11 protein-coding genes are annotated in these 14,206 nt (G+C 45.4%); 6 read left to right on the top strand and 5 right to left on the bottom strand.

What is annotated here, in order from left to right:
- The first annotated feature begins 19 nt into the window (after positions 1-19).
- Entirely contained in the window at positions 20-1,243 is a 1,224-nt protein-coding gene (locus AC1DCV_RS07155; protein ID WP_477022552.1) for a family 16 glycosylhydrolase, read from the top strand.
- 51 nt (positions 1,244-1,294) lie between these two features.
- Here the strand turns inward: AC1DCV_RS07155 and AC1DCV_RS07150 are convergent, their stop codons facing one another.
- Positions 1,295-1,948, bottom strand: coding sequence for a DUF6304 family protein (locus AC1DCV_RS07150; RefSeq protein WP_477022551.1), 654 nt, complete (start codon positions 1,946-1,948; stop codon positions 1,295-1,297).
- Between the two features lie 127 nt (positions 1,949-2,075).
- Here AC1DCV_RS07150 and AC1DCV_RS07145 point away from each other — a divergent pair, with 127 nt between their 5' ends.
- Positions 2,076-5,687: a T9SS type B sorting domain-containing protein gene (locus tag AC1DCV_RS07145; RefSeq protein ID WP_477022550.1), complete on the top strand. Its 3,612-nt coding sequence runs from the start codon at positions 2,076-2,078 to the stop codon at positions 5,685-5,687.
- Position 5,688: 1 nt separating this feature from the next.
- Here the strand turns inward: AC1DCV_RS07145 and AC1DCV_RS07140 are convergent, their stop codons facing one another.
- On the bottom strand, positions 5,689-6,360 hold the full coding sequence (locus AC1DCV_RS07140; protein WP_477022549.1) for an MgtC/SapB family protein: 672 nt from the start codon (positions 6,358-6,360) through the stop codon (positions 5,689-5,691).
- Positions 6,361-6,467: 107 nt separating this feature from the next.
- Here AC1DCV_RS07140 and AC1DCV_RS07135 point away from each other — a divergent pair, with 107 nt between their 5' ends.
- Positions 6,468-7,370: a BPSS1187 family protein gene (locus AC1DCV_RS07135; RefSeq protein ID WP_477022548.1), complete on the top strand. Its 903-nt coding sequence runs from the start codon at positions 6,468-6,470 to the stop codon at positions 7,368-7,370.
- Positions 7,371-7,726: 356 nt separating this feature from the next.
- On the opposite strand, the gene AC1DCV_RS07130 is transcribed toward AC1DCV_RS07135, so the two are convergent.
- Both AC1DCV_RS07130 and AC1DCV_RS07125 read right to left on the bottom strand, forming a co-directional pair.
- A complete protein-coding gene (locus AC1DCV_RS07130; RefSeq protein WP_477022547.1) occupies positions 7,727-8,470 on the bottom strand; it encodes a hypothetical protein in 744 nt (247 codons plus the stop codon).
- 298 nt (positions 8,471-8,768) lie between these two features.
- A complete protein-coding gene (locus tag AC1DCV_RS07125; protein ID WP_477022546.1) occupies positions 8,769-8,969 on the bottom strand; it encodes a hypothetical protein in 201 nt (66 codons plus the stop codon).
- Positions 8,970-9,110: 141 nt separating this feature from the next.
- Between AC1DCV_RS07125 and AC1DCV_RS07120 the strand changes: the two genes are divergently transcribed.
- From AC1DCV_RS07120 to AC1DCV_RS07110, 3 genes are all read left to right on the top strand, one after another.
- Entirely contained in the window at positions 9,111-9,527 is a 417-nt protein-coding gene (locus tag AC1DCV_RS07120; protein ID WP_477022545.1) for a hypothetical protein, read from the top strand.
- Positions 9,528-9,646: 119 nt separating this feature from the next.
- Positions 9,647-11,068: a DNA/RNA non-specific endonuclease gene (locus AC1DCV_RS07115; protein WP_477022544.1), complete on the top strand. Its 1,422-nt coding sequence runs from the start codon at positions 9,647-9,649 to the stop codon at positions 11,066-11,068.
- Positions 11,069-11,469: 401 nt separating this feature from the next.
- Entirely contained in the window at positions 11,470-12,279 is an 810-nt protein-coding gene (locus AC1DCV_RS07110; protein WP_477022543.1) for a glycosyltransferase family 2 protein, read from the top strand.
- Between the two features lie 54 nt (positions 12,280-12,333).
- Here the strand turns inward: AC1DCV_RS07110 and AC1DCV_RS07105 are convergent, their stop codons facing one another.
- Positions 12,334-14,157 carry an ABC transporter ATP-binding protein gene (locus AC1DCV_RS07105; protein WP_477022542.1) on the bottom strand — a complete coding sequence of 608 codons (1,824 nt, stop codon included), beginning with the start codon at positions 14,155-14,157 and terminating at the stop codon, positions 12,334-12,336.
- Between the last annotated feature and the right edge of the window lie 49 nt (positions 14,158-14,206).

Raw genomic sequence — 14,206 nt, 5'->3', positions numbered from 1 at the left:
TTTTTCAATTCTAAATTCCATGAAAGAAAAACTATTTACCATTAGCATCGGTTCCTTCCTGTTAATGGCTACCATTATCTCCTCCTGTACAAAAGAGGCTAAGAAAACCGATTCCCTGCAACCGTTAAACGCCAAACCTGCTGCAGCTGCAGTGCAGGCCGCTGCCGCTTCCTACCAGTTGATCTGGTCAGATGAATTTGACGGCAGCAGTGTTAACACCTCCAAATGGTCTTTTGAAACCGGCCCCGGGGTTAATAACGAAAAGCAATATTACCAATCGTCCAATGCCACCGTTAGTAATGGCAACCTGGTGATTACCGCGAAAAAGCAGAGCGTGAATGGCTGGCCATATACCTCTGCGCGTATGAATACCGCCGGTCATTTTACAACACAGTATGGCCGTATCGAAGCGCGTATTAAGCTGGCCTCCGGTCAGGGGCTCTGGCCTGCTTTCTGGATGCTGGGGAATAACATTGGCACAGTTGGATGGCCCAAATGTGGTGAAATAGATATTATGGAGCAGGTAAACACCAGCAACACCATTTACGGCACTATTCACTGGGATGCCAACGGGCATGTGTCCTATGGAGGCAACACCAGCACCAGCATCACGGACTATCATGTATATGCGGTAGAGTGGGATGCCAGTTCCATCCGCTGGTACCTGGATGGCAACCAGTTTGCTGCGGCCAATATTCTGAATAATATTAACAGCACAGAAGAGTTTCATAATCAGTTTTTCATCATCCTCAACATGGCCGTGGGCGGTGATTTTCCCGGACAAACCATTGATGAAAGCAAGTTGCCCGCCAACATGTATGTAGATTATGTAAGGGTATATTCTATCACTAATGGTGGTGGTGGTACTGCGCCTATTGGCAGTACGATTACCCTGAAAGGATTTAATAATGCTTTTGTGAGCGGTGAAAATGGTACACAGGCGATGACCTGCACCCGGGCTACTGCCCAGGCCTGGGAACAGTTTGTGGTAGAAGATGCCGGTGGTGGTAAAGTAGCCCTGAAAAGCCAGGGTAAGTATGTATCGTCCGAAAACGGGTTAAATCCAATTACCTGTAGCCGCACCACTGTGGGAGACTGGGAAAAATTTGACTGGGTTGTTAATACAGATGGTTCCATTTCTCTCCGGGGTAATAATGGTAAATATGTTTCCTGCGAAAACGGTACGCAGGCCATGACCTGTAATCGTGCTACTGCTTCCGGTTGGGAAGCATTCCGGTATTAATATTATTTAGGGTGATGGATCGGGCCGGCTGTGTTTACAGGCGGCCCCTTTTTATATGTATCGCCACTGGTCGGGAGCGGGGAATCGGAATTCGTTGCAATGCCAGGTTTCCTGGGTAGCCAGTACCTGATCCCCGTGAAAGCGGTCCAGGTCCATTAAGTCACCTTTATCTGCTATTTGCAGGACCTGGTGTTGGAGATTTTTATAGCAGCGCATACCTCCGAAAGCGCTGTTCCCTGCGGGCCAGTAATGAGCAAAGGCACAGTCAAAACAGCATAACAGGGTTACATTTTCGGGGAGGTCTTTCTTCAGGTAAGGAAGCATGCCTTCCATGATAAATTCCCCTTTTTTGTCCGGGTAATGAAGGGTGGTATGCTCATCTATCCGGAAAGAAAGCTGGTCATACCAGGTGATTTTTTCGTTTTCCAGATGCAACCGAAAGGACAGCGTGGCCATTTTTTCTACCTGTTGTGTTCTTATTCTTACAGGTATGGAGATATCAAATGTACAGTTGGTGATACATTTCCATTGATCGAGCGTGATGCCTTCGCCAATATGGTCAGTTTCATTTACTAAAGAAAGCTCATCGAAATTAGCGCCGGTAAATGTGGTGTTCCGGAGCATCAGCTGCATGCATTCTCCATTGGTGTCAAAATGCGTAGTTATGCTACCAGCATTATCTGTATAGATAGTTGGAAAGACCATGTTGGCGTTTTAGGTGGTCAATATAGTAATTAACGCAAAGAAGCGAAAGTTAAAGGAGCACATAATAAGTTTACTGATTAATAAAAATGAATATATATTTGCGCCATCGTTAATATATCTGTCGTTGATGCATTTGCCAGCTCTGAAAAACCTGTACACCCTGTTATTGGTGTGTCTATTACTTCCTGTTGTCCTGAAAGCACAGGAGGGAATGCCTGCTACGGTGCGCCCCTGTGGCACAGATGCCTTAGAGGAATTATGGAGGAAAGATGCGTCTTTCCTGGCGCGTGAACGGGCCATTAACAAGGCCATCTTACAAAAACAATATATCCGGGTACCGGGAGCAGCTGTAAAGCCACCCGGACTCGTGGTACTGCCAGTGGTATTTCATATTATCAATGAAGACCCAACCGCATATCCGGACGCCGCTGTACTGGCCGCCCTGAAGGAATTAAACGACGCGTATGCCGCAACCGGTGCATTTACCGGCGCCCGTACCGATACAAAAATTCAGTTTTGCCTGGCTAAAACAGCACCGGACGGTGGCAAAACCACAGGTATTGTACGTACCCATTCCTATTTATCGGATTTTGATAATGAAATGGAAGGAGGAGACCTTACCGCCCTTGGCAGATGGGATCCTGCGCGGTATGTGAATATATGGGTAGTAACGGATATTAAGTCGGAGTACATGCAGGATTTCGACTGTGGCAACTGGACCCGGCTGAAGATGGGCGGTTATGCCAGCGCTGGTGGAGACATTGTGGTAGCAGGACTTGGTGTAGGCGTACTGGCGCATGAAATGGGGCATTACCTTAGCCTGGCACATACTTTCGCGAACCGGGATTGTAAAAATAATGACTGTCTCACAGATGGTGACATGGTATGTGATACCCCACCTGAAAAAACAATTACAGGCGGCTATGCCTGTGGGGTACCACAAAATTCCTGTAGTACAGATACCTTATCCGGATTTACCGTAGACGTACCGGATCTTCCGGATAACTTTATGGATTACGGGCAGGGCATTGGTTGTATCCTTTCCTTTACGGCCGGTCAGGCGGCACGTATGCACAGCTTTATTGATGTGGCGTTGCCTGGTATGTTAGCCAGTACAGTATGTAATGAACCCTGCGCCGAAAATATTGTTGCGGCTTTTACCCGGGATATCGACTATCCTGTGGTAGGCAACGTGGTGACGTTTACCAGCAGTGGTACTGGCGGAAATGCCTACCAATGGCTGGTAGATGGTGTTCCCAGCGGTACAGCGGCTACTATGCAACTGACCGTTACCCAGAAAAAAAATTACGAGATCATTCTCCGTGTAACCAATACCGTGAGTGGCTGTTCCGCTACCTCCAATGATGTGATATCTGTGAGTTGTGGCGTAGTAGCCCGCTTCTGGCCCAGCAAAAGAAAAATTGCGTCCAAAGACGGCATTGAACTGGATAGTGTATATTTTAATAACCGCTCCCGTAACGCCACCAGCTGGAGTTGGCTCATGAGCAATGACAAGGGAATGGTGGAGCAGGTAGTCAGCACAGATGAACAGCTGAAATATGTGTTTAAGATACCCGCTAACTATCATGTTCGTTTAGCCGCTACCGATGGTGTTTGCTTTGATACTTCCAACGCAGTACAAATTATTGTAGATGATCCTACTGCAGATGGTGCGGTGTATGTGACCAAAATAGAATGTTACCAGCAAACCAAAGTGCGTGTAACGTTATATTTCCACAACTTCGGTTATCATACCATTCCTAAAAATACACCGGTATCTTTTTATGACGGAGATCCCCGTAAGCCGGGTACACAAAAGTTAGGCACCTGGCCTTTACCGGGGGATATCAAAGGTAAGTGCTCTACCACGCTGTTATCTACTATTGTGGATGCGGGTCGTGCCGGTATAGATAGCCTGGCGGTAGTGTTGAATGATGATGGTTCTACGCTGCCACTGGCACTTCCGAATACTCCTTTAGTGGAAACTAATTATGGTAATAATATCAGTATCAAACACGGCTTTAAATTTAAGGTAGCATTAGATCCGGCAGACTATACGCTTACACCGGAACAACAGGTGGTGTTGAAACCTGAAGGCACCAATGGTACCGTGCAAAGTGCTATATGGACAGGTGATTATCTTAGCTGTACGAACTGTGTGGATGCTACTTTTACTGCGCCTTACAGAAAGGATACGGTTACCACTGTGAAGGTGATGGCATATACACAAAATGCCTGCTACGACAGCACTACCGCTACGTTGCATATACCGGTAGTGGATGATTATACCGTAGCGATGAAAAATGTGGATTGTGCCAAAGGCGATAGTTTACATGTAGACTTCTCCCTATGTAATTTATATACCAAAGGAAATATTCCTGCTCAGTTGCCGGTAGCGTTTTATGACCGGTCTCCTGCTGATCCTGCAGCAGTACTGCTGGGAAATGGATTTTTGACACCATTACAGAGTACCGGCGCCTGTGCGGATTATGGCAATTATATTAAGCAAAGCACTACCGGTAATGTATACGCCATTGTGAACAAGGACCGTACAATACATCCGCCTGAAACGGGTTTGAATGAATCGAATCCTGATAATAACACCACGCGCTGGCAATATAAAGCACCTGTTGTTGCCGTGTTTCCACAGGATACCATCGTGTTCAGGAAAGCAGATTTTCCATTGTATTATAAGGTGACTGACTTTACACCTAAAGATATTTTATGGCAGAACGATAACGCCTACACGCTGAGCTGCTATTCCTGTGCAGCGCCACGGGCAACTATGAAAGACAGTGCCTTTGTAGGTGTACAGCTGACGAATAAGTATGGTTGCATAATAAAAGATCAGCGATACGTACGGATCTTTCCACCTGATTTTAGCATTGACCTGTTGAAAACAGCGTGCTACGATAATGATCATATCCTGGTGACATTCAGAGTATGCACGGCTAATGGCTATGACAGTATTCAGGCGGGGGTGCCGGTATCTTTTTACAATGGTGATCCATCCAGTGAGCAAACCAAAGTATTATCCCCTTTATTTTATACACCTGTTACAGATGGTGTTTGCCGCAATTTCACTACAGTGCTTTCTGCTCCGCACAGCAATGAGATTGCAGCCATCGTAAACAGGCGAACGAATTTTGTGATGGATGAAACGAATTATACCAATAACCAGGCAAACAGGGCGTATACTCCTTTTACTGTTAGTCTGAATCCTTCGCTGATAGAGTTGCCAAGACCAGCAGCGGTGAATCTGCATGCACTTGTAGATGGTGGGCCTGCAGTGTCTTATGCCTGGACGCCGGTCAGTGGTTTGTCGTGTACTACCTGTGCCTGGCCGCTTGCCAATGCAACGTCATCTATGCGATATACCGTTACCACTACTAACCAGTATTATTGTACAGATACGGCATCCGTGTATATTAAAACCTCCACCAGTTTCGGCGTAACGATGCCGAATGCTTTTACACCGAATGGTGATGGGCAAAATGATTGGTTTTATGTGATTGGCAGCTGGGATATCAAGCAGCTGAAAGATTTTAATATTTACAACCGTTTAGGGAATAAAGTATTTGAAGCGCATAATACGCCTGTCAACGACAGAAGTTATGGATGGGATGGATATGTGAGAGGACAGCCGGCGCCGATGGGCACCTATGTTTATTTCGCTACGGTGGAGTTCCTGGATGGCAGTACACAGTTGGTGAAGGGAGCGGTAACACTGATCCGGTAGGTTAGCTGTTCCACGACACTTCTTTCACGCCGGCATCTGTTTGGATGTCGGCAATGAGCTTGCCTACTATGGCTTTGTCCATGCTTCTGAACCGGATAGTGATAAAGAACAGGCTATCGTTTTGTTCGATATTACAGGAAGAGATATTGAGGGCAGTAGTTTGAAAGAGTTGATCGACCACCTCTATAGATTTGCTCCTTTCGAGTGTGATAATGCGAATGGTTTTCTGTTCAAATTTTGAGAGAAATTTTTTCTCTACCGGTTGTAATAGCCATAAGATAATGATGGCAATGGAAGTGGCGACAAATGCGGCAAAGTACATGCCTCCGCCGGTCGCCAGTCCGATAGCTGCTACGGTCCATAAGCCGGCAGCGGTAGTGAGTCCCCGTACTACTCCTTCCTTTAGAAACAGAATGGTTCCTGCACCAATGAACCCGATGCCGCTGATAACCTGTGCTGCTATCCTGGAGGGGTCGAGTACGATGTTGGGAGTGCCCAATACATCTTCAAATCCGTAAGCAGATACCATCATGGTAAGCGCAGCGCCTACAGATACCATCATATGTGTTCTTAAGCCGGCAGCCCAATCTTTACGTTCTCTTTCCAGTCCTATGATGCCGCCGAAAATCGCAGCCAGTGCCAATCGTAGTAGTATTTCTGTCCAGGGTATCATCTGACTAATTTAAGCAATAAATGCTCTTTTACCATTTTTAACGTATAGGCGTTATGTTAAAGGAATCAAAAATTGTATCTTCAAATGAACTCACTCATTCTTTTAGCATGTCTGTATTAAGAACACCGCTTTTGTTTTTCGCAATACTATTGTTGCCGCTGGCTGGCCGGGCACAGGTAAAGCTGCAAGCTGTGGCGCCTGAGGTAACCGGGGCCGGCCTGAGTACTATTCATTCGCCACACCTCGCTGTGACGCCAGTGGAGAAACATAATCGTCATCAGTTGTTGGTGATGATACCAGGTACCGGTGGCAGTGCGGTACATTTCAGGGCATTCGACAGTTGTTTTGCGGAGATGGGCTATTATGTGGTGGCGCTGGATTATCTGAATAATGTGATTACCACGGTTTGTTCAAAGAGTGAAGACAGCACCTGTTTTGATCATTTCAGGCAGGAAATTATGTTTGGTTCGCCGGTGAGTGATAAGGTAGCGGTGGATTCGGTAAACAGCCTGGTGAATCGATTAACAAAGTTATTGCAATACCTGGCGAAGCAGGATGCAGCGTGGAGTGAGTTTGTCAGGCATGGGCAGCCACGCTGGGATAAGATCATCGCTGCCGGGCATTCGCAGGGGGCCGGGCATGCCGCTTATATGGGTAAGCAATTTAAACTGCGGGGTGTATTAATGTTTTCCGGTCCACAGGACTACTTGCAATATTTTAATGCACCTGCACACTGGCAGCGGGAAAATGGCCGTACACCGGTAAACAGGTATTATGCATTCCTGCATATACAGGATCCTTATAATTACCAGTACCAGGTGGCAGATGTTGCGCAGATTAATCATCACGCTGTAACGGATACAACGATGGTGCAGCCACAAACGCCGGTACATTCTACCCGTAGTATACTGGTAACAGATATTAATAAGTCTGATAAACATGGGTCTACAGTGGGGATGGAGTTTGTTCCGGTATGGAAATACATGATCAGCGGGGCTACGAAGCCGTAAGGGATCAAGTTGATGACCTGGGGGATAGTGTAAAATTTTAGTCAATCTATACAGGAAGAAAGCTACCGATCTAATCCTATCAGCAGCCCTAATGGCTGCCTCACAGATATCGATGCTATGCTTAGCACCCGCTAAGTACCTGTAGAAGCCGTGCAGGAGAGGTGGACTTGATGCGGGGATGAGTTCCGGATGTATAACCCCGATGAAATTGCATCAGCAAATGGATGGAGGTCAGAAGTGGCCATAGCAGGGCTGCTTCAGTGTCAGGCTGTAGCTACAGAAAGTGATAGACTATTGAAAAGAAGCAGGTATAAGGGGTTTATTGATCAAAATATCTCCGGAAGGCAAGGGTCGCTTTATTCCAGTTGAATGACAGCTGGATATGCGTGTGGCCAGGTGAGTTTTGGCGGCAATATTGTCCGCTTGGGATAAGTACGTTTATGAGCATATTTGGGTACCTGTGGCGCTGCCACGGCAATAATATCGGCGGCCATGTATTGTCTGTTGCCTGATGGGCCATCCTTGAACATCGCTCTTACCTGGAAAACTACTAGCAGTGAACCCTCCCCGGGTACATCGAGCAAAACATTTGTTTCCTGGAAAGTGGTATCGGGATCTATCATTAGGGTAACCGTTTCGCTACCCACCACCTGGCGTGATCTAAAATCAATACGTGTTGCTATCAATTTTACTTCCAGGGCAGCAATGCCTTTACACCCGGCGATGGTTTGTGCGGGAATATTTAATATCCCGTTAGGGAGAAGCCGTGGAGCCACCGGGAAAAAACGATCTACTCCGGTATGCTGATTGAAGCGGAAGCCTGTGATGGCGGCGTGATGATCGCCGGCAGCAATGAGCAGCCTGTTGAGCCGATTGATGTGCCCCCCGTCACAATGGATATCCAGGTGGGGGTAGAGCGCATGACGGATAAAAGCGCCTTTCCTGCTGGCGATGCCAAAGCGCCGGGATGCGCGACGGGTAGCAGCCGTTTGCTGCACGCTTTGAGGCATGGAGCGCAGGAAGTAGTTGCCATTGCGCTTATACCCAATGAGATTGCCGAGTTTTCCCGTAAAAGAAATGACAGACATTTGTTTTGCCATGGGAGATTATTTTTATAAGATAAATATAAGATAATCCGGGGAACCTGTTTCCGGGGCAGATTGAAGATTATTTAAAGGGAGTGTATGGCGTATTGTATAATATTCAAAGCTAGTGTAGTAGGGATTTGAGAATGACAAATGCGAGTGTATGGGCCTTTAGAGGATATTGAAAAAAGATATTCCCCAGGTTGAAAACCTGATCCGCTGTAAGTTATAAAAAAAGAAAGCCGGTTCTCCTTGAAGTACCGGCCTCTTATCATCACACTTATCACGCTATCAAACTACACAGGAATTGGTTTTAAGCATGGGTTCCGTTTTCCTTAAAGCGGGCATGCCAGCCAGGGGCCTCCTGTAAAAAATGAGGTGTTTGACTACCTATTTTACAGGCGTTGGAAAAATAATCATTCAGTTCATCACGATAGCTGGCATGTGCGCCATTATTTGTCATCATTTCGTTGTCCTGGTGCGTGAAAATCGCAGTTGTGACTTGCGGACACAAAAATACGCCGCCGTTTAGCGGCCGATATGTGTGTTTGGGTCAATTCTTTGTTAGATCCGGCCAATGGACTTCTGGCAGTAATTTATTATATTTAGAAGAGCGTCAATAATCCATTAACCACAATTAAATTCCCCTCTAATTATGAAGCGAATCGTTCTTGCCATTTCATGTGTTTGTTTTTTGGGTGTAGCTACCACACAGGCGCAGAGCATACTTGACCAGGCTAAAAAGACAGCGGGTAGTGTACAGGGTTCATCTTTTGATGTTGGTGGTATAGCCAGCAGTATTTTGGGTAAGCTTACTCCTGCATTGGCATTGACCAGTGTGCAGCAGCCTAAGGTACAGAATCTGCTGACAGGTTTTCTGAAAAAGAAGGCAGCTATTCTGCCGTTACAGCAATCTAACCCCAGTGGCTATACGTCAAAATTCGGTGGGTTGCAAAAGGGGATATTTTCAAAGTTGAAAACTTTATTGACGCTGAGTCAGTATACCAGGTTTTTGGGTTTGAAGCCTAAGACGAATGATGCTGCTAACGTATTGTCGCAGTTGTTTTACTAGCAGGCGTTTATTGTAACGAATAATTCCGGCGGATTTTTTTCTTACTCCTAATCATCTGGGTTAAGAAAAAATCCGCTTTCTTCTTTTTCCACTATCTTCGCGGCCGTTCGTTACATTCTATGCCAAAGAAGAAAAAGAAGGATCAAGGATTCAATAGTTTAGCCGTTATCGTTACACTGCTCATTGCAGCATTTGCAGTGACTACCTGTTCCCGGAAAATTGCCGGTGATAAAGCTGATAAAGGGAAGCATGTTACCCGGAAAACATCTCACAAAAAAAATAATAAACCGCGTGCTGCCACTCCATTGCTGGTGGAGGATTTCGAAGCCGGTTCCAAAACAAATTATAATAATAGTGACGTGGATTTATCCAGTGGTACCTGGAAATTCAAGGATGCCGTAGTAGGTACGCTGGAAGAAGATCATAAAGCGGGTGCACAGGCGTTGCGTATCCGGAACAGGGGTATGGCCGGTATGAATTTCGATATTGAAACAAAAGGTACGGTAACAGTTACCCTGAAATATGCATTGTATGGAGCAGATGAAAAAGGGGAATGGGAGTTATGGGCATCGGTAAACCGTGGCCAGCGTTATTTTCGTGTAGGGGAGGGGGTTAGTGTCAGCACTAGCACGTTGCGCACGGCTACTTTTACAACATCGGCAACAGGAACCATCCGTTTCGATATCCGTAAGACGGACAAAGGTGATAGCAGGATCAATTTTGATGTATTCCGGGTGACCGCTGGTGGTAAGCTGGAGCCCAGCACGCCAACAGAGCAGCCTTCGGATGGAGAAGATGATAATATGCTGCTGGGCAACCCCAGTGCTGCAGCTACATCATTGGTGATGGCGAATAATTATCTCATGGACAAGGGATATTATAAATTATCCTACAACCGCGATAAGGGAACACCTAACTGGGTGTGCTGGCATGTTTCGCGTCGGGATCTTGGAAAAATGTCCCGGGCCAATGATTTCAGGCCGGATGCGGACCTGCCGGGCGATTGGTACCAGGTATCACAAACCAGCTATATCGGAAGTGGTTTTGACAGGGGGCATAATTGTCCTTCCGGGGACCGCACTGCCAGCAGGGCTGCTAATGAGGCTACTTTTCTGATGACCAATATGATTCCGCAGGCGCCTAACCATAACCAGCATTTGTGGAAAAATCTCGAGGATTACACCCGGGAGCTGGTGATGGATGGTAATGAAGTGTATGTGATCATGGGAAGTTATGGCTGTGGAGGCGTAGGCAGCAAAGGGCTCGCAAAAAACATAGACCACAGCAATGTGAATGTGCCAGATCATATCTGGAAAATTATGGTGGTTTTGCCAGAGGGGAACAATGACCTGAAGCGTATTAATAAAAGTACGCGCATCATTGCAGTGAACACGCCGAACAAAAATGATGTTAATACAAAGTGGTCGGCCTATCTTACCTCCATAGAAGAAATAGAAAAGGTTACCCGTTATAAGCTATTGGACAAAGTACCGGCAGCAGTGAGGGAGGAGCTGATGAAGAAGGTAGATACAGGTGAATAAGTGATTGTATCGTTAAAAAAAATATTATGTGGTTATCGTAATTATATTATAAATTGCATAAAATTATTATGTTTTTATTGTTTAAATGTTTTTAACCATAAAATGTCATGATAAGTTTCAGAAAGCCCAATTTGGCACAATTTTATAGAAAGTACGGTAGCAACGTGTAACTTATTATATCCTAGAAACGTTTTTATTATCATAGAGCTAACTTGAAGTATAACTAACCAATTTATAGCAAGATGGGACCTACACTTTCTTGATTATATGAAGATATAGCGGAATACAACCGTGCACACGATAGAAAGGCAAACTGCGTAATAAATTGCTATAAGAGAGCGTTATACAATGGAAGGATAGCAACTAGAGCTTTTTAAACATTAATTTTATATATAATTAATATGGGGGAAAGAGTGTCGGTAGCCTTACTTGTTACAACGTACAACTGGCCTGAAGCGTTAAAGCTGGTACTGGAAAGTGTGCTGGTTCAGACCGTGCTCCCTGATGAGGTTATCATCGCAGATGATGGCTCCGGAGAGAGTACCAGAGCTGTGGTGGATGCTTTCAGACAAAAAACGTCTATTCCGATCAAGCATTTCTGGCATCCGGATGAGGGGTTTCGTAAAACAATTATCATCAATCAAGCCATTACAGGAACCTCTTCAGACTATATCATCCAGATTGACGGGGATATTGTGATGCATGAGCTTTTTATCAAAGACCACATCAGCGAAGCTGAAAGGGGTTATTATATTCGTGGCAGCCGGGTATTGTTGCCAGAGGAGATCACTAAAAAATGTCTTCTTACCGGCAATTTCGGACCGGTTTCTACATTTGGTAAAGGGGTAAGAAACAGGATTAATTCACTTCGTATTCCATTTTTAGCGCCTTTAGTCATTAAAAAGACGAAGCGTTCGAGGAATTGGATAGGCTGTAATTGTGCTTTCTGGAGAGAAGATTTTCTGAAGGTGAATGGATATAATAACGAGCTGAAGGGTTGGGGGCATGAAGATATCGAGCTGGCAGCACGTTTTATTAATTCCGGGCTTTACCAGAAAAAGGTGAAGCTGAAAGCAGTATGTTACCACCTGCATCACCCGTTCAATTCCCGTGTACACGAGAATATTAACTACAGGGTATACCTGGACACCTTAAATCAGGGAATAGCTTATTGCTCCAATGGCTATCGTCACCAACTTACAACAGACTGATTATTTCAAAACTAATTATATATAAAAAAGGCCACCGCGAGGTGGCCTTTTTTATTAGTTAGTACTAAACGTCTGCATTTCTATCAGGCGTTTATAAATACCATTATTATTGAGTAGTTCCTGGTGGGTGCCTTGTTCGGCAATTTGCCCGTTATCCAGCACTATAATAAGATCTGCATTTTGAATGGTGCTGAGGCGATGGGCAATGACCAGCGAGGTGCGGTTCTTCATCAGGTTGTTGAGGGCATCCTGCACCATTTTTTCGGATTCCGTATCCAGGGCAGATGTAGCTTCATCCAGCAACATCAGTGGCGGATTGGAGAGTACTGCCCGGGCAATACAGATACGCTGCCTTTGTCCACCGGAAAGTTTGGAGCCCTTATCACCGATATTTGTTTCGTATCCGTTTTCCGTATTGGTAATAAATTCGTGTGCATTGGCTATCCTGGCAGCAGCTTCCACTTCAGCAGCAGTTGCAGATGGCTTGGCGAAGGCTATATTATTGAAGATAGTATCATTAAAGAGGATGGATTCCTGGTTCACTACCCCCATCAGCGCACGGAGAGATTCCATGGTAACCGTCTTCAGGTTTTTGCCATCTATGAGTACACTACCTCCCTGTGGATCCATAAAGCGGGGGATTAAATCCATTAGTGTGGACTTACCGCCACCGGAAGGGCCTACTAAAGCCACTGACGAACCTTTGGGGATAGTGAGGTTAATATTTTTCAGAATGGTTTTGTCGCCATAAGCAAATGATACATTGTCAAACCGGATGTTTTCTTCAAAACCGGTAAGGGTAGTAGCATTCGGGGCATTGAATACAGTTGGTTTTTCATCTATCAGGCTCAGTACCCTTTCACCTGCAGCAATGCCGGAGTGAATATTCCCGAAAGCACCTGAAATAGCTTTGGCAGGACGCATGATCTGGGAAAAGAGCGCGATATATACCACAAAGGTAGATCCGTCCATCTCTCCCTGATTACTAATAATAAGAGAGCCCCCATAAAACACAATACATGCTACCATGAGTACCCCTAATGTTTCAGAAACAGGAGACGCCAGCTGTTGTCTTTTTGCCATGGAACGGGCAATCTTTGAATAGCGGCGGTTTTGTTTGTCGAAGCGGTTAGTGATAAAATTTACCGCGTTAAAGGCTTTCACGATGCGGATACCATTGAGAGCCTCATCGAGGTAACTGATCATCACGCCATACGTTTCATGGGAGGCGGTAGCCTGTGCTTTCAGTCTTCTTACAATTCTGCCTATTATAAGACCGGCCACCGGGATGACCAGCATAGAAATCAGTGTTAACTTAAAGGAAATGAGAAACAGCATGACCAGGAAAGAGATCAGGGTGGCTGGTTCTTTAAATAATACCTGCAGCGTGCCGGTAACGGTATATTGTACTACCTGTACATCTGAGGCTATTTTGGAGATGATATCTCCCTTTCTTTCATTGCTGAAGTAGCCCAGGTGCAGGTCCATGACATTATTAAATACACTTCTGCGTAAGTTCAGCAAGGTCTGGATCCGCAAACTTTCCATGGTGCGGTCAGCGAAATAGCGGAACAGGTTGCCGATTAATACAGAACAGGCAATGCCTATACATATAAATTTCAGACTCTCTAACTGGCCGTATTGATAGGAGATGCTGGTGGTGTAATGTTTGAATACATCGAAAATTTTGAAGTAATTATCCGGCATCGGAGTAACTGCTTTGGCCGGGTTTTTAGTAAACAATGTATCGAGTAAAGGGGCCAGCAGGGCAAGGTTCAGCGTGCTGAATACCACAGATAATAATGTGCAGATAATATAGGGGATCGCAAATCTGTTAATAGGTTTAGCAAATGATAAAAGTCGGAAGTATGTCTTCATGTTTAAATAATAATCGTATAATGATTAATGACGGTGCATAAAAAAAACC

Source organism: Chitinophaga sp. 10T418, from assembly GCF_056394125.1.
Note: the sequence above shows the minus strand (reverse complement) of the source record. Positions and strands in the feature narration are given on the sequence as shown.

Excerpts from the sequence above, each read along its gene's own strand:
- AC1DCV_RS07155 (WP_477022552.1), top strand. The coding sequence starts at position 20 with ATGAAAGAAAAACTATTTACCATTAGCATCGGTTCCTTCCTGTTAATG.
- AC1DCV_RS07150 (WP_477022551.1), bottom strand. The coding sequence starts at position 1,948 with ATGGTCTTTCCAACTATCTATACAGATAATGCTGGTAGCATAACTACG.
- AC1DCV_RS07145 (WP_477022550.1), top strand. The coding sequence starts at position 2,076 with ATGCATTTGCCAGCTCTGAAAAACCTGTACACCCTGTTATTGGTGTGT.
- AC1DCV_RS07140 (WP_477022549.1), bottom strand. The coding sequence starts at position 6,360 with ATGATACCCTGGACAGAAATACTACTACGATTGGCACTGGCTGCGATT.
- AC1DCV_RS07135 (WP_477022548.1), top strand. The coding sequence starts at position 6,468 with ATGTCTGTATTAAGAACACCGCTTTTGTTTTTCGCAATACTATTGTTG.
- AC1DCV_RS07130 (WP_477022547.1), bottom strand. The coding sequence starts at position 8,470 with ATGGCAAAACAAATGTCTGTCATTTCTTTTACGGGAAAACTCGGCAAT.
- AC1DCV_RS07120 (WP_477022545.1), top strand. The coding sequence starts at position 9,111 with ATGAAGCGAATCGTTCTTGCCATTTCATGTGTTTGTTTTTTGGGTGTA.
- AC1DCV_RS07115 (WP_477022544.1), top strand. The coding sequence starts at position 9,647 with ATGCCAAAGAAGAAAAAGAAGGATCAAGGATTCAATAGTTTAGCCGTT.
- AC1DCV_RS07110 (WP_477022543.1), top strand. The coding sequence starts at position 11,470 with ATGGGGGAAAGAGTGTCGGTAGCCTTACTTGTTACAACGTACAACTGG.
- AC1DCV_RS07105 (WP_477022542.1), bottom strand. The coding sequence starts at position 14,157 with ATGAAGACATACTTCCGACTTTTATCATTTGCTAAACCTATTAACAGA.